Origin of the sequence: Paenibacillus sp. FSL k6-2145 (assembly GCF_037976585.1) — a bacterium.
Lineage (GTDB): Bacteria > Bacillota > Bacilli > Paenibacillales > Paenibacillaceae > Paenibacillus.
In genome coordinates, this window is sequence record NZ_CP150267.1 from 1160619 (window position 1) to 1175740 (window position 15122).

14 protein-coding genes and 1 riboswitch are annotated in these 15122 nt (G+C 45.7%); of the genes, 7 read left to right on the forward strand and 7 right to left on the reverse strand.

Annotation, left to right across the window (positions count from 1 at the left end; translation table 11 throughout):
- Window positions 1–63: 63 nt before the first annotated feature.
- Window positions 64–165: riboswitch (SAM riboswitch) on the reverse strand.
- Between the two features lie 70 nt (window positions 166–235).
- The 5 genes from NZ043_RS05265 to NZ043_RS05285 form a co-directional block, all read right to left on the reverse strand.
- Window positions 236–1438, reverse strand: a complete 1203-nt coding sequence (locus NZ043_RS05265; RefSeq protein ID WP_091038415.1) for a Ger(x)C family spore germination protein — start codon at window positions 1436–1438, stop codon at window positions 236–238.
- A complete protein-coding gene (locus tag NZ043_RS05270; RefSeq protein ID WP_133387205.1) occupies window positions 1435–2535 on the reverse strand; it encodes a spore germination protein in 1101 nt (366 codons plus the stop codon). The genes NZ043_RS05265 and NZ043_RS05270 overlap by 4 nt, the downstream gene beginning before the upstream one ends.
- A gap of 39 nt (window positions 2536–2574) precedes the next feature.
- Window positions 2575–4287 carry a spore germination protein gene (locus tag NZ043_RS05275; protein WP_091038413.1) on the reverse strand — a complete coding sequence of 571 codons (1713 nt, stop codon included), beginning with the start codon at window positions 4285–4287 and terminating at the stop codon, window positions 2575–2577.
- A 149-nt stretch (window positions 4288–4436) separates the two neighbouring features.
- Complete coding sequence (locus NZ043_RS05280) at window positions 4437–5357, reverse strand: PAS domain-containing methyl-accepting chemotaxis protein (RefSeq protein WP_240768315.1); 921 nt, start codon at window positions 5355–5357, stop codon at window positions 4437–4439.
- 518 nt (window positions 5358–5875) lie between these two features.
- Window positions 5876–6709 (reverse strand): MurR/RpiR family transcriptional regulator, encoded by an 834-nt coding sequence (locus tag NZ043_RS05285; RefSeq protein ID WP_339310921.1) that lies wholly within the window; start codon window positions 6707–6709, stop codon window positions 5876–5878.
- 203 nt (window positions 6710–6912) lie between these two features.
- Between NZ043_RS05285 and NZ043_RS05290 the strand changes: the two genes are divergently transcribed.
- Genes NZ043_RS05290 through NZ043_RS05305 form a run of 4 tightly spaced genes read left to right on the forward strand, consistent with a single transcriptional unit; the run spans window position 6913 to window position 11344 of the window.
- Complete coding sequence (locus tag NZ043_RS05290) at window positions 6913–7800, forward strand: cell division protein FtsQ (RefSeq protein ID WP_339310923.1); 888 nt, start codon at window positions 6913–6915, stop codon at window positions 7798–7800.
- A complete protein-coding gene (locus NZ043_RS05295; protein WP_339310925.1) occupies window positions 7793–9721 on the forward strand; it encodes an ATP-binding cassette domain-containing protein in 1929 nt (642 codons plus the stop codon). The genes NZ043_RS05290 and NZ043_RS05295 overlap by 8 nt, the downstream gene beginning before the upstream one ends.
- On the forward strand, window positions 9696–10523 hold the full coding sequence (locus NZ043_RS05300; RefSeq protein ID WP_339310927.1) for an energy-coupling factor transporter transmembrane component T: 828 nt from the start codon (window positions 9696–9698) through the stop codon (window positions 10521–10523). The genes NZ043_RS05295 and NZ043_RS05300 overlap by 26 nt, the downstream gene beginning before the upstream one ends.
- A gap of 41 nt (window positions 10524–10564) precedes the next feature.
- Entirely contained in the window at window positions 10565–11344 is a 780-nt protein-coding gene (locus NZ043_RS05305) for a PHP-associated domain-containing protein (RefSeq protein WP_339310929.1), read from the forward strand.
- A gap of 135 nt (window positions 11345–11479) precedes the next feature.
- On the opposite strand, the gene NZ043_RS05310 is transcribed toward NZ043_RS05305, so the two are convergent.
- Complete coding sequence (locus NZ043_RS05310) at window positions 11480–12319, reverse strand: AraC family transcriptional regulator (RefSeq protein ID WP_339310931.1); 840 nt, start codon at window positions 12317–12319, stop codon at window positions 11480–11482.
- 207 nt (window positions 12320–12526) lie between these two features.
- Between NZ043_RS05310 and NZ043_RS05315 the strand changes: the two genes are divergently transcribed.
- Both NZ043_RS05315 and NZ043_RS05320 read left to right on the forward strand, forming a co-directional pair.
- Complete coding sequence (locus NZ043_RS05315) at window positions 12527–12940, forward strand: DMT family transporter (protein WP_339312664.1); 414 nt, start codon at window positions 12527–12529, stop codon at window positions 12938–12940.
- 12 nt (window positions 12941–12952) lie between these two features.
- On the forward strand, window positions 12953–13429 hold the full coding sequence (locus tag NZ043_RS05320; protein WP_339310933.1) for a DMT family transporter: 477 nt from the start codon (window positions 12953–12955) through the stop codon (window positions 13427–13429).
- A 190-nt stretch (window positions 13430–13619) separates the two neighbouring features.
- On the opposite strand, the gene NZ043_RS05325 is transcribed toward NZ043_RS05320, so the two are convergent.
- Entirely contained in the window at window positions 13620–14063 is a 444-nt protein-coding gene (locus NZ043_RS05325; RefSeq protein WP_091038410.1) for a VOC family protein, read from the reverse strand.
- 87 nt (window positions 14064–14150) lie between these two features.
- On the opposite strand from NZ043_RS05325, the gene NZ043_RS05330 reads away from it, so the two are divergent.
- The gene (locus NZ043_RS05330) at window positions 14151–15119 is read left to right on the forward strand and encodes a YafY family protein (RefSeq protein ID WP_339310935.1); all 969 of its coding nucleotides are present in this window, start codon (window positions 14151–14153) and stop codon (window positions 15117–15119) included.
- Window positions 15120–15122: the final 3 nt, after the last annotated feature.

The window sequence follows — 15122 nt, forward strand, 5'->3', positions numbered from 1 at the left end:
AAAAAACAAAAAAGACCCACTCTGCCTAAAGAGTGCGCCGTTACTGACAAATAAAAACAAACGCTCCTATCTATCAGGCTTTCACCCGCTGGAATTAGCACAGTATCCTTCAGATCTGTTGCTGAGGTTTCTAAGGGCCAGTCCCTCCACCTCTCTGGATAAGAAAATGATTTTTTATAAATATAGCGATCTATCATGAATGTGTCAACATTTAAATAATAAATGGCACACCTCGCTATTCGGTGGAAGACCCCGGATTGGTGATGGTGGTCTTTACCTCATACGTGATCGGCACGGTGCTAAAAATTTTATCCCAATCGTCTTTGACTTTTTTCCATGTTTTGGGTTCTTTGATACGCAAGCTATCCCGAAAATCCGCAACATCTACTTTATAGGTATGCTGAAGTTTGTATAACACCTGTCGAATCTGTTGTTCGGCCAGTTCAGCAAATTCTTTTTCCAATTCTCTGAGATAAGCACCTTTTTCCTCTTCCTCGGGAGCACGCCAATCCTCCATCAACCAACCTTCGGATTCAGTCTTCACATGGAATGAAATATCATCGCCAACCACTTTTGGAATTATTTTTGTTTTTTTCTTTTTCATTTCATATACCACGGTGAATCCCGCTTTATTGTATGTCTTCAAGATGCCTCCTTTTTCTTTAGGTCTGATCCACGATAGCCCTTCTAGATCCGTTTGGCTGAGTTCCCCGATGAATTTGGTCGTTTTCCCATCAAAGATACTGGCACCGGAGAATTTGTCCTCTCCATTGGAGTTCAGTACATTTTGGAGCAAGAAGCTGGAACCAGATTGCATTTGTGCATCTAATTTGGAGAGTAGAACGGGGTCCAGGATTTTATTGGACAAGTACGAATTACCGGTAATGCCTGTAAGATAAAATGCTGGAATCCGGGAAGGATCATCTGAAGTCAGTACATCAACAGCGCGATGATGGCTAATCAACACCAGACAGTTAGGGCGAATATCGTTATCCCGAAGTACAAAATCCAGCAACTGATCCAGACCATACTTTTTGGCAATATCCTTGGACACAACGATGACCTTCAGATGATGTCCGATGAGCGGGTGATCTCGCCTCAGTGCAAACTGACGAAAGATTTGCAGCAAGGAATCTCCGGTAAGCTGTTCATTGGAATAGGACGTTTTACCAGAAGAAGGCGAACCGGATTGTTGGCTCTTTTGACTGCTGGAATTACCGGGAGCAATCTGTACCGTGGCCGTCAAATTGTTCTGCTTGGAATACGCTCCTCCCTGATTAGCAATGTCTTTCTCAAATTCCGTCTCTTTGCCGATATCGATCCCAAGACCGACGTAGACACTTAGATCCTCTATCTCCCGACTGCTCCAACATCCGGATATCGTTAAGAGAATGCATAATACAGTGGCTAAGCGTAACAACATACGGAATGTAATCATGCATGCTTGCCTCCTTTTTTGCGAATCAGACTTAACAACAGTAGTACCAGAGGTAAAATGCCAAACAAAAATACGGACACATTGCCCAGCATATCTCCTAGTTTGAAGGTATCATCCACGGTTTTGGGCATCATTGCTGTCAGATAAATGAACGGAAGCAGGCCGTACATGATGCCTTTGATTTTTTTGGAACGAAACAAGTCACGAATACCCACCGAAGCGCAGTAATGTGTAATAGCTGTAGTCGAAAAGATTTGCATAATCCAGATGACCAGCAATAAGGATTCAAAACGCTCGAATATCAGACCCTGAATTTCGAAGCTCCTTACCAAATCCAACGTTGGCCAGGTTCGAGTTTTGATGCCATCGAGCGATAAACTGCCTATAACCATCACGACCGTGATCAAGTAGATAATAGTGGATATGAGTATCCCCCAGGTCATCGCTTTATTGCTCTTTTTCGGATTTTTCATATAGGCAGTCATGATTAACATCACCTCATAGCCTGTATAAGATAATAGTGAAGGCTTCAACCCATGGAAAACGGGCATAAGCCCATCACCGAGCACGGGTCTCAAATTGCCTATCTCGAATAGCTGATTACTAAGCAAAATTTCAATCACAAATATAATAATCGTAATCGGAAGGATGATCTCAAACACGCGTACGATAACGCCAAGCCCGCCTGAGATCATATATACACCGATCCACATGAAGACCATCACAATTGCCCAGGTGGGGGTGCGTTCGAGTAGATACATCCCGGTTACTTCAGCCATAACTCTGATTTCGAATGCGGCAATCACTATGAAATACATAATCATAGACAATCCCAGTATGTAAGCAATCCAGCTGCCCGTAATCTCACGAGTGAACTGGAAGACGGTTTTCTCCGGAAATCTGCGACACAGTGTAACCAGAATTATTCCGACACCTATGATAATGAATCCAGATAGGATAATGGAAATCCAGACATCCGGTGTTCCGACAGCTTTGCTAGTCGTTCGAGGCAACGTCAATATCCCGGCACCAAGCATGTAATTGACAATAATTACAACGGCCTGTGTCGTGGTTAGCTTTCCTTGGGAGCCATTCACTTTAGTTCACCTCCAGACCTTCAGTAGATGGAATTCCATTTATTTTTTCCGATCATCATCTATCGGATTAGTCATCTTGGGACGCATTCTCATCATATTTAGCGGTGCACGGATAACAAAATCCTTCCATTCATTCATGTGATAAGGTACCGCTGGTGCAACATAAGGTACGCCAAAGCTTGAGAGTCGTGCCAGATGTGTACACACAAGCAGAAAGAACATAACCACGCCAAACAATCCAAGTACGGCTGCGCTGAACATAGCGGCAAATCGCAGAATTCTTAGCGTTAATCCCGCACTATAGACCGGAATCGTAAAGGAAGAGATGGCTGTTACCGCAACGACAATGACCAGGAATTGGCTTATTATTCCCGCTTGCACCGCTGCTTGGCCAATAATCAGACCTCCTACGATACCCATCGCTGGCGCAATTGGTTTAGGCAGCCGTATCCCTGCCTCCCTCAGAATCTCAATCGAAAGTTCCATGATCAGTACTTCAATGATCGAAGGAAACGGCACGCCTGTCCGCGTTTCAATAATCGTCAATACCAGCTTCGTTGGAATAAGACCCGGATGGAACGAAATAAACGAGATATAGAGCGCAGGAGCAAGCAATGCCAGCATCGCGGCCATAAAACGTAGCACTCGCAAAAATGTTCCGGGAATCCAGCGTTCATAATAGTCCTCGGGAGACTGAAGCAACATGCTAAAGGTCACTGGTACGATTAATACAAACGGCGTTCCATCCAACAAAATTGCCACTCGACCTTCCAGAAGGGCACCCATCACCCGGTCAGGTCTTTCCGTATTCAGTACCTGTTGAAAAGGACTCAGGGTACTGTCTTCGATGAGTTGTTCCACATAACCTGATTCCAACATCGAATCCATATCCATCTCTTCAATTCGCTTGCATACTTCAGCCACGAGATTGGGATCGGCAATATCCTGAATATAGGCTATCGCCAAATCTTTTTTGATCCGTGAACCCACTTCATACTTCTTAATAAACAGGCTCTGATCACTTCCATAACGACGCAAAATGCCTGTATTATCGCTTAATTGCTCTGTAAAACCAATACGTGGCCCACGAAGCAGCCCCTCTGACAGGGGTTCATTTACACCACGTGTTTTGATCTTATGAGCTCCAATTAATAAAGCACCCGGCAAACCATCAACCAGCAGTGCATTTTTCCCAAACAACACACCAACTGCGAGTTCTTGGAGGGACTTCGTCTCCTCAACCAGACTGACAGGAAGTAATTGATCTTGCAGATATGCCGACAGTAAGTGTGCGTTGTCTGGATGAAGGAAACCCTCCTGCTTAAGTAGAGGAACACCTTCGAACATCAACGGTGTAATCAAGTGATCATCAACTAAGTCCTGATCTACCAGGCCTTCGGTATAGATCACCGCAGCCCGTGTATTCGTTCCCCTAATAATAAATTCCCGAATATGCACGTCTGCATTGAGACCAAAGCTTTCTTTCACACTCGTCAGATTTATGCTGTACTTTTCGGTTAATTTAATATTGGCATAGTGGCCTGTTTCGGTCCCTTCACCCTGCCCTTTGGCTGCTGGCGAGATATCCTTCGAGGATACGGATGATTGCTTCGAGCGAGAGAAGCTTCCGCGCTTAATGGCAGCATTGATCCAGCGTGTGCTCAATGTAATACCAATTGGAATGATGAAGACCAAGAATGCCTGAATCCATATGGACCAATCCGGCACGTAGGATACAATTGTTGACCACATGTTCCCACCCCAACATTTCTCTGCATGATGAAGCTGCAGGTATTCCCAAGTATTGTGTCCCCGTTTGATCACAATAATTCCCGTTTTTTTGTGTACTAAACGACAAAAAAAAGCGGTTCCTGTATTAGGAACCACTATTTGCTCTATAATTATACGATTCTGGTCACATGCTCCGCTTTGGCATCCAACAAGTGAGCTGAAGCAGCAATTGCTGTAAAATCATTCAATGCGATCTCAATCTGCTTCTGGCTCTGCTCCACATATTCTTCTACTTTTTTGGTACCGCCTGTGATATTACCAATCTCCTTCGTTATTCCCGTAACGCTATCACGAATCTCATTAATCGAACTCTCCACCATTGCGGATAGTTTCTTAACTTCCTTGGCCACGATATCGAATCCTCGTCCAAATTCTCCTGCATGTGCAGCCTCAATGGCAGCATTCAACGCGAGCAGTTGCGTCTGAGACGAAATCTCGCGTATCGTTCGTACCACACCCTGAATCGATCCGGCCTGTTCCTGCAAATGAGTCAGCGTTGCACGGTTAGTAGCCGACACCTCTGAGATATAGGAGATACTGGACATTAACTCCTGACTGCGTTCAATGCCTACATCTGCCTGCCCATTTAGTTCATGAGACATCGTTTTCAGCTCATTCACTACGACCGAAATGTTGTTCTGACGGTTGGTAATGTTGGTGGCGATTTTGGAGACACCCAGTATCTTCTGATTCGTCTCATCGTACACCGGCATATATGTCGCCTCAAGCCATACGGAATTCCCCTTTGCATCCTTGCGTTCAACCTTGTCCTGGAAGCTGACACCATTAAATATGCTATCCCAAAAAGCATCATATTCCGGGGTATTCGCAAAATTACCGAAGCATAGTTGCTGATGCTTCATTCCATACATCTCATCTACCGTATATCCCATGGTCTGGGCAAAAACTTCATTCACATAAGTTACCCGTCGATCCATATCGAAACGAATAATAGCCAGACTTTTCTCCATCGCCTTGATGACCAGTGCATCGGTGACAACATCTTTCTTTTCCATAGCTAATATAGGCACTTGATAACCCCCACAGTTCATTCCATAATAGACAGCCTTTTAACTAGCAAACAACGATCACAATAAAATATGTATCCATCAGGTTCTAGTGGGCTCTACTATTGATACCCGATTTGCAGCATTTTGGATCACCTGTTGTTATTTATTTTTTCAAAAGAAAATCTGCTCCACCTCATCCACTGGTAATGGCTTATCCCATCCGTAAAAATGCCTCTGTATCTACTTTTACGTATCGTAACACAAAGCAAAGAAGCATACACTTCTGTATTTCTAACATTTTTTCTGTTTTTTAGTAACCGTTTAACCCCTATATACAAGAAAAACAGGACGATTCTTCGCGCATCGCCCTGTCTCTTATCCATTCTCATATTACTTTTTTCGTGGTGTCCAGCGCTTCGCTTTACTGTGATTTTGGATACTGTATGCCCGCAGGGTAGGAGATCAGCTCGATCAGCATTTACAAGAAAAGAGGGTCGATATAACCACCACTCCATACCAACATGACTCCCTTCTATTCATCAACCTCGCGGCAGCTTATCTCCATACCGACTGCGCAGTTCAGCAAGCCGTTCCAACTTGGACAGCGCACGCTCCTTCTGTATTAATCCCACAGCCAGCACCATCTGTTCCATTAACAGCAGTGGAGTCACCATGGAATGAAATTCTCCCAGTTCTCCTCTGCTAACGTAAAAAGACAACTCCGTCGCCAATCCATATAACAAGTCTTCCCGATCTGTCACAAGTATGGCCTTGCTTCCCGAATCAAGGGCATAATCCAGAATGACCTCTGCTTCAGGCAACAGGCGGGTGAAACACATAAGCATCACCATATCCTCTTGCTGCATATGCATCAACGATTCCAATAACTCATGTCCACCTCCAGCAAGGTGAATAACGGTCAATCCAAATCTGGACAAGCGGAATGACAACAGCTCCGCCAGACCAGCAGATGGTCCAGGTGCATAGATGTATACTCTTCGTGCTTCAGCGAGGATGGCAGCTGCCTGCTCCAGATCCCCTTGCTTCATATGGGATAATGTCTCCTGCAAATGGCTGACGGATGCTTCCAATAATTGAATAGGCAAGCTTTCTGTGTCCATGCGGGACATGGTTTTGTTTAACTTCAACGCAGGTGTGGTGTCTTCGGACGTGCGGAGCCGGATTTTGAATGCTTTGGCATTGTCATATCCGACTGCACGCCAGAAACGGGATACCGTCGCAATGCTGACCCCCAGCCTGTCGGCGATCTCCTGTTCCGTCATGAATAAAATCTCTTCGGGATTACGTTCAACAAAGTCGGCAATTTTCAAATGGCCTGGCGATAGCTGTTCTTTTTGCGTAAACAAATTCATTCAGGATACACTCCCTTTCTCGCTCTCCATTTAGTATATCAGTGGACTGGGGACAAAGTGGTTTATCTATGTAATAAATTTTTCATAAAAATAAAAAGTTGTAATAAAAATTACAATTGATTTACAAATATCTTCTTTCCCGTTAATACTCTCCCCCTAGACTTTGGCTATGAAGAATACCAACTTTCAGGGGGAATCTATCCATGAAGAAGATAACTGAGCGTTACACGCTGACGTCTTCACAGAAAATGATGGTTTTTGTGCTTTCCATGTCACTGTACGGCTTATCCAACATGTTCACAGAGCTTATTCCCAAGCTACAGCTTGGACCCATTGAATTGTCCGTTGAATACTTTGCTTTTATTCCGCTGACCCTCTGTATTCTGTTTCATCCCATGATTGCTGCGCTTGGTGCTGCCCTTGGCGAAGTCATTTTTGGTGAGTTGATGCTGGGGCAATTTGGTGGACTTGGTGAGCTCGAGAAATTCATTACTTTTTCCTTCGCTATGTACGTCGCAGGGCGTATGGTAAGTGATCCCCGTAATCGCAGGCAGGTTGGTATTGCAGCCATGACCGGAGTCATCATTCATCAATTTCTCAGTTCGCTGGTCGATATCGGCAAAGTATGGATCGGTGTGGAACAGCTTGAAGCGGTTCCGGGACTCGCTGAAAGTGTAGTTCTGATCGAAGGGGTCGGTTTCCTTAATGACGTACTGTTCTCGGGCATCCTCTTCGCTCTACTGCCAACGCTGTATCTGGTTCCCCTGCTCTATGGCAAAATTGAACCGCTGCTCGGAATCAAACCTCGCAATCCTGGCATGAAATATGAAGGCATTGGCTTCTTCAGTCCAAAGCTCATCCTGATCGGTGTGTTACTGCTCGCGTTGGCTTTCGGCGCTGAATCCCTCTCCGAGATGGACATTAATTTCGCGGTGTGGGAGACGGACTATGCAGATCAATACGGTTCTGCCTCCATCTGGATCAGTATTGGTACTGCGGCATTAATTGCCGTGGTGACACTCATCTTCATGCGGATCAGACGCAACAAGAACAACTCCATTTCAGATAAGGAGAACCGTCCTTATGCATAATGTAATGTCCCAATCTGTTTCTATTTCCGCACCGAAGTCCGCTATCTCCATTCAAAATGTGACTTTTACCTATCCCGGCTCGGAGGAGCCTGTTCTGAACGGGGCTTCACTTGAACTCCAACAAGGCAGTTTCACTGCAATCATCGGGAGCAACGGTTGTGGCAAATCAACGATGTGCAAATTGTTTAACGGCCTCATCCCCCAATTCTACACGGGTGACTTCTCTGGTGAAGTCCATGTACTTGGTGTACCTGCCGAAGGCCGAAGTGTTGCAGACCTGTCCAGAAAAATCGGTTACGTATACCAGGACTTCGATAATCAACTGGTCCGCCCAACTGTTCTGGATGAAGCCTGTTTTGCACCTCTGAACTATGGGTTACCCAACTATCGGGAGATGGGTGAACAGGCGCTCGCCATGTGCGGACTGGATACCATTCACAACCGATACATCTGGGAATTGAGTGGTGGGCAGAAACATCTGCTCGCTCTCGCTGGTGCGCTGTCACTCAACCCGGATATTCTAATTGTAGACGAGCCGGTTTCCCAGCTTGATCCGCAGCATGCGAAACTGATCTACAAATGTCTGTCCCGATTAAATAAGGAATATGGCAAGACGATTATCGTGATTGAGCATCATACCGAATTTATCGCCGACTTCTGCGAAGATGTGGTCCTGATGGATAAAGGCCGTGTGTTGTGGAATCTTCCTGTCAAGGAGGGCTTGAATCAAATCGCCGATCTGGAGCGGCTTGGCATTCAGCCACCCGAGGTGACTCGTGCAGCTATTCAAGCGGATGAGCATTTTAAGGAAGGTGAATTATCCAGCGGTACACAGGATTCTGCAACTCAATATTGGTTCCCCATTACGGTGGATGAAGCCGTGGTTTACTTTGCACAACGACAATACCCGCAGGACTTACATGCTTCAGGCAAACGGAGAGATTCCGCAGAACATGCGTTGCAGATGCAAACTATGAACACGATCCAGTCTGCCATGGAGCAGAACGATGCAGCCGTTTCGCGGATATCGGGGGGCACACTGACAGATTCTACTGCGGCGCCTGTTCCCATTGTCGAATTTCAAAATACGCGGCTACGGTACAGAGGACTGGGAAAAAAAGAGCATGAGGTTATTCGTGGCATTAACTTTTCACTGCATGAAGGAGAACGGATTGCCTTGGTTGGCAACAACGGAGCCGGCAAATCTTCACTGCTCAGACTCATGGCTGGAATCAGCTTGCCTCAGGAAGGCAGTGTCAGCGTTTTGGGCGAGGTTACCCATCGATCTTCTTTGGAACAGCTTGCAGGCAGAGTCGCGTATATTTTTCAGAACTCCTCCGAGATGTTCATCGAAGATAGTGTGCGCAAAGAAGTGGCGTATTTCCTGAAAACCCGTCGCATTCAGGAAGCTGACAAGCAGATCGCTCATGTGCTGGATCGCTTCCGGCTGACGCCACTACAAGAGCGGGATGCCCGACTCCTGAGCGGCGGACAACAACGGCGGGTTACCCTCGCCATCGGTGCAGCCATGAAACCTTCTCTCATGTTGCTCGATGAACCTACTGCCAATCTGGATCTTGCTACAAGGGAAGAGTTGATTGGTGTACTGAATGAACTCGATCAGTATGTGCGTACAACCGTCATTGCCACGCATGACATGCAACTGGTTACCCAGTGGGCCAGTCGGGTCATCGTACTCCACAATGGCCGGGTAGAAGCTGACGGCACCCCTGCCGAGGTATTCGCCGACGAACCCCTTCTGCGCCGATCAGGGCTTGCCCTTACGCAGATCATGGAGCTCTCGCATCGTATCGGATTGCCTGCACTTTGCCCTACAACCGATGCCTTTGTTGCAGGTCTGTTGAAGCAATCATTCACCAAGGAGGATGCCCGTCATGCAGCTTGTCCGCAACTGGTTTGACAAACTATCCATTGAACGCATACAGCTGGAGCTAATGAATACCGTATATGGCAGTGGTCATGCCAGCCTGTCACGGATTGACCCGCGTGCCATGCTGATTTGGTATCTCTTTTTTGCCATTGTACCCTGGTTTATTCATAACGGCACCGTGCTGCTCGGCATGTTCCTACTCATGGTCACCACCACGATTTTATCTCGGGCTGCTCCCTTTATTATCATCATTCTCTGCCTGGGGTTAATTGGTCAGGTGGGCTGGATGTTTATCATCTCGCTGTTCTTCGGAGGCAATTGGGAATCTGCATTCCCCCTGTTGCTGCTCACCCTCAAGCTGTCCATCGTCTCGCTGGCGAGTATCACCGTATTCTCGGGTATGGACCCGGAACGGATTGGCGATGGATTACTAGCTCTCGGCATGCCTGCAACATTCTCGTTCAGCCTTTCTTACGCTTATCGTATCTTGCCAGTGCTGTTCGGTGAGTTCCGGAATATCATGTTGTCCTACCGACTGCGGGGTCTTGTTCCTTCCCGGCATGGATGGCTCTACTGGCGGCTTGTCGTTTATTATATGAAACTGTTCGTCGTGTCCTTCTTCCCGCTCATGCTGGCTACAGCCAAACGCTCACGCACAACCGTTGAAGCACTGGAGACACGTGGCTTCTCTTACGGCATGAAGCATCCAGAATCCAAACGTCTGAAGCTGGCCCATCTAACAATCACCCCACGTGACATCGGGTTTCTCGCTGGATCGGCGCTTTATGTGGCTCTACTGTTCTGGTTCGGCGCACATTTTGAAATTTTGTAATTCATATACTTAACCATTCATGGAATAAAAGGAGTGTCATTATGCGCATTGATCTTCATACTCACGGCAAATTATCCAAAAACTCTGATTTCTCAATCGATTACTTCACCGAAATGGTCACGGAAGCGAAAGCCAGCGGGCTGAATGCCCTCGCGCTTACAGAGCATTTTAACACCCGTCACTTCTACGATGTCTATGAGACGCTGGATCGTCTTTACCCCTATAACGGAGAGTACTACGATGCAGGGGGACTTCGCATTTTCCCTGGGATGGAAGTGGATATTCAGGAGACAGGACATATTTTGCTGATTGGTCAAAAAGAACATATCCTCGCCGTCCGTGCCGGCCTGGAAAATTATACAGCCAAGGGGTCTTTCATCCCCTTTGCCGACCTGCTGGATCTGGCCGAAGCATGGCCTTTACTTAAAATTGGCGCACACCCGTTCCGCGAATCCACTCCGCTACATCAATTGGACCGCAACCTGCTTGGGCGTCTGGATGCATTTGACCTGAATGCCAAGGATATGTACAAAGTCGGTATCCAGACCTGTCGCAGTCAGGTCGAACCATTTGCCCAATCCCTTGGCAAGCCGGTTACAGCCGGAAGTGATACACACCAATGTTTGCAATACGGCAGTGTAACCAACGTGTTGGATCGTCCTTGTGCATCGGTGGATGAACTCAAAGAGCAGATTCTCACCGGAGCGTATACCATCGAAATCTCTGCCGATCTTCCCTTACGCGTCAAAGCCTCTGTAATGCTCAAGAAAGTAATGAAACGTCTCGCCAAGCTGGAGGCCACCAATCTGCAAGAGGTTTAGAAAGTGGAGCCACAGTTAGGCTCACCAAATGACTGAATGAAAGTCATCATGCACAAAGGCATGCTCACCAAGAGCATGTCTCTTTTATATTCAGACAAAATCCAATTCGGGTCATCCAAGGAGACACCGCCAGATTCAGGTTTCCAGAAGATCTACACGTTCCGCTCGTTCGTTCTTCTTATACTGAGTAGGCGACTCGCCCATCGTCTTCGTGAACAAAATAGTGAAATAATTTGCGTTCTGGTAGCCCAATATATGTGCAATTTCACTTACCTTCATGTCCGTTGTGGTTAGCAACCGCTTCGCTTCTCCCATTCTTCGATAAACAATATAACGAATCGGGGAATCATCATACTTGTCCTTGAACACATGAGATAAGTAATAAGGGTTCATATGAAAGTACGCAGCCATATCCTGAAGCTTCAGGTGCTGAAGGTAGTTTTCATCGAGAAAATCCTTGATCCGTACGGCGAGATGATCCGAATCTTGTTTTTGTGAGGCATTTGGTTGAGCTAACCGCTGAACAATGGCAAGCAGCACGCCAAGCAGTCCCTCACAGATCTTCTCGTAACCCGTCTTGTGATTGGAGGATTCCTCATACATGAACTCGAACAGCTCGCCAATCCTGCTAGCGTATTCTTTCGTTTCGATATACGGAGACGCATTTTCAGGAATGATGTGCTCTGTTTGCGTTCCATCCGAATAGATATTGGCTATTCCACAATAATAAAGACTGAGTGGGCATTCGGGTGAGGTACATTGTTCATGAATTACACCTTGGTTGTAGATTAACAGATCGCCTTTTTTGACCGTATATGGATGTTCATTAATCTTAATAACACCTTCTCCATCAGACACATACACCATTTCACTGATATCCTCATGCATGTGACTTGGAAAATTCCAATTGGGATTGCCGTTCACTTTTCCTATATATAACAATCTGGAGGATTCTTGTTTGCTTGTATCGATCATTCCTGTCTCCTCCTGCATCAGTGTCTGATTATTTTCTAGATGTATTAATATACCCCTTTTGCCACAGCAAGATCTATAATTTTTCAGAAAAATAAAGCAATATCTTTCATTGTCTTCCCCTCTCCATTTTCTTATGATGAGTCATGCACCTTTAAATCCAACCCATTTCAAGGAGTTGAGGATAGATTGAAAAAGTTGATTTTTTATATGATCGCCATTGCAACAGGAGCTCTTCTAAGCTTTGAAGGTGCACTGTATGGCAAACTTGGAGAACAAGTTGGCACACTGGAAGCTGATTTCTATAACTTCTTCATGGGTGCGATTATTTCACTGATTCTGTTGATTTTCTTCGGTAGAGGAAATCTCTCTGCTATCACCAAATTTCCAAAGTGGAACCTGCTTGGTGGTCTGCTTGGGGTTACCTACCTGCTTACATTAGTCATTGGTGTTCCCATTGTGGGTGTAGGGATCTCCATGATTGCCATTGTTGTTGGGCAGATGGTGACCAGTATTCTGATCGATCATTACGGATGGCTGGGGAGCAATCGCAAAGCGGTAGGAAGCAAACGAATTGCCGCCTTGGTACTTATGCTGGGCGCGCTGGCTCTTACTTTATTCTAAAGGAGGATTACGATGGGGATAGGTTTATTGATTGTTGTTGTCACCTTAATTGGTGGAGCTGTACTTAGTGCGCAGTCCTCGATCAATGGTACGATTAGCCGAAATATCGGGCTGTTGGAAACCGTTTTTTTTACGTTTGCGTCAGGTACACTGATTCTGGCTGTACTCATTAATTTTTTTGGCAGTGGACATCTACTCGACTTGCTTCATGCGCCCAAATTACAGCTTTCTGCGGTTTTCCTTGGTTTCGGATATTTATTCCTGTCCACATTGGCCGTAAATAAACTTGGAGTGACACCTGCCAACCTTACGGCGATTGTAGGTCAGATTGTTGCCGGTTTTATCATCGATGCCATGGGACTTTTCGGTGGTGAATTCATTGCATTCTCTTGGCAGCGAGCTGTCTCACTTGTCCTGATGTTGGCTGCATTAGCTCTAATTTTCAGTGAAAAAAATGACCAAGCTCAAGCGGTAACGCTTAGCAAATAAATGAACGGTAGTGCCTGATACTTGATATCAAGTAACGTTTAGATTATGAAACTTTCTGGCTGTTCAAACGACCTTGCATAGAAACCGAAGAAAGAAGAGCGCATGATATCCATGGCTCTTCTTTTTTTGATGTTTTTAAGTTAGTTACAGGTTTACATACCGAGTGCTTAACCGGGGGCCTGAACTCATTTTAAAAATCGTGCACAGTTACACACAGCTGAATCGCAATGCCAAATGGGTCCCGTACAATGCCATAACCTGGGCTGAATTCATTTTGCTCGTAAGGTACCAGTACCTTCACGCCCTCATGATGCATCAGAGAATGATACAGTTGATCGATTGTATTTTTATCCTTGGATTGAATACATAGTGAAGTGCTGTTCCCCAGCTGCCATGCTCTCTCCGTGTCCATTGCTTCTTCCGCAATCATGACTTTGTTGACCCCAATCTCCAGCACCGAATGTGTAATATACTCATCTTGACCGGCAGGGTACTCGAAACCTGGGTTCATCTCCTTCATCTCTTTATAACTTTTCTTGAATATCACCTTAGCGCCCAGAAACTCCTCATAAAAAGCAATGGCTGCCGCCGCATCCCCGTTCATCGACAAAAATGGTATCACTTCAAAATTCATTATATTGCCTCCTTGTTCCTATTGGATTACACTTATCACTATAACAACAAAAGGTGCCAATCCATGGCACCATTAAGAGGGTTTGATATGAAAAAATCAGAACGTATGAACCAGATGCTGCGCTTCATTAATCAAAAACAACAGTTCACTCTGCAAGATCTCATGCAGGAGTTCCAGATCTCCAAACGAACCGCGTTAAGAGATATCACTTCATTGGAAGAGTTAGGTGCGCCCATCTATGTCGAATATGGACGCTACGGCGGATATCGACTGCTGCAACAGATGCAGCTGCCTCCCATTTCGTTTAATACGGGTGAGCTTCATGCCCTTTATTTTGCGATGCAGGCTCTCCGCAGCTTCTCCAGCTTACCCTTTCAAGTCTCTTTCCGTACCATTCATGAGAAATTTATGAGCGCGTTATCCGACAAGCAACGACAGGATATTGAAAACATCCAACACCGGGTTTACTTCCAACATACCGAGCAGATCCGCGACAGTGCACATTTGGAGTTTCTGTTGATGGCTGCTGTTCAGAATATAGTGATCCAGATTACGTACGCTAATCAGCGTAGATCCTCTGATCAAAGGCCATCTTCTGCAAACACCAATATCCGCACCATTCAACCCATCACACTCTATGCCAGGAAAGGCTATTGGTATTGTCAGGCCTATGATCTGCATAAACAAGCTTATCGTGTATTCCGCTGCGACCGCATCATTTCAGCCGAAACAACAGAGATTGAACCTTTAACTCATGTAAAGGAACTCTATTCACAGGATGCCCAATCTCTATGGAAACCATCGGAACAAGCAATTCCATTCAAATGCCTGATTGATGAAGCCGGGATGGAGCTATTCCAGCAAGAACATTTCCCATCTATGCAGATCATCGAGAAGATGGGATACATGTATCTTGTCGGTTCGTATGAACCTCACGAGCTTGATTTCATAGTGAGATACCTTGCGGGCTATGGTAAATTGATTAAGATTATAGAGCCCGTCATCTTACAGAAAGCTTTAAGGCAGTACTATCTGGACTTGTTGGATCATGTATAAAAG

Bases quoted from the DNA above. Each gene is read 5' to 3' on its own strand.
- NZ043_RS05265 (WP_091038415.1), bottom strand. From the start codon at position 1,438: ATGATTACATTCCGTATGTTGTTACGCTTAGCCACTGTATTATGCATT.
- NZ043_RS05275 (WP_091038413.1), bottom strand. From the start codon at position 4,287: ATGTGGTCAACAATTGTATCCTACGTGCCGGATTGGTCCATATGGATT.
- NZ043_RS05285 (WP_339310921.1), bottom strand. From the start codon at position 6,709: ATGAATTTGTTTACGCAAAAAGAACAGCTATCGCCAGGCCATTTGAAA.
- NZ043_RS05290 (WP_339310923.1), top strand. From the start codon at position 6,913: ATGAAGAAGATAACTGAGCGTTACACGCTGACGTCTTCACAGAAAATG.
- NZ043_RS05295 (WP_339310925.1), top strand. From the start codon at position 7,793: ATGCATAATGTAATGTCCCAATCTGTTTCTATTTCCGCACCGAAGTCC.
- NZ043_RS05300 (WP_339310927.1), top strand. From the start codon at position 9,696: ATGCAGCTTGTCCGCAACTGGTTTGACAAACTATCCATTGAACGCATA.
- NZ043_RS05305 (WP_339310929.1), top strand. From the start codon at position 10,565: ATGCGCATTGATCTTCATACTCACGGCAAATTATCCAAAAACTCTGAT.
- NZ043_RS05310 (WP_339310931.1), bottom strand. From the start codon at position 12,319: ATGATCGATACAAGCAAACAAGAATCCTCCAGATTGTTATATATAGGA.
- NZ043_RS05315 (WP_339312664.1), top strand. From the start codon at position 12,527: ATGATCGCCATTGCAACAGGAGCTCTTCTAAGCTTTGAAGGTGCACTG.
- NZ043_RS05320 (WP_339310933.1), top strand. From the start codon at position 12,953: ATGGGGATAGGTTTATTGATTGTTGTTGTCACCTTAATTGGTGGAGCT.
- NZ043_RS05325 (WP_091038410.1), bottom strand. From the start codon at position 14,063: ATGAATTTTGAAGTGATACCATTTTTGTCGATGAACGGGGATGCGGCG.
- NZ043_RS05330 (WP_339310935.1), top strand. From the start codon at position 14,151: ATGAAAAAATCAGAACGTATGAACCAGATGCTGCGCTTCATTAATCAA.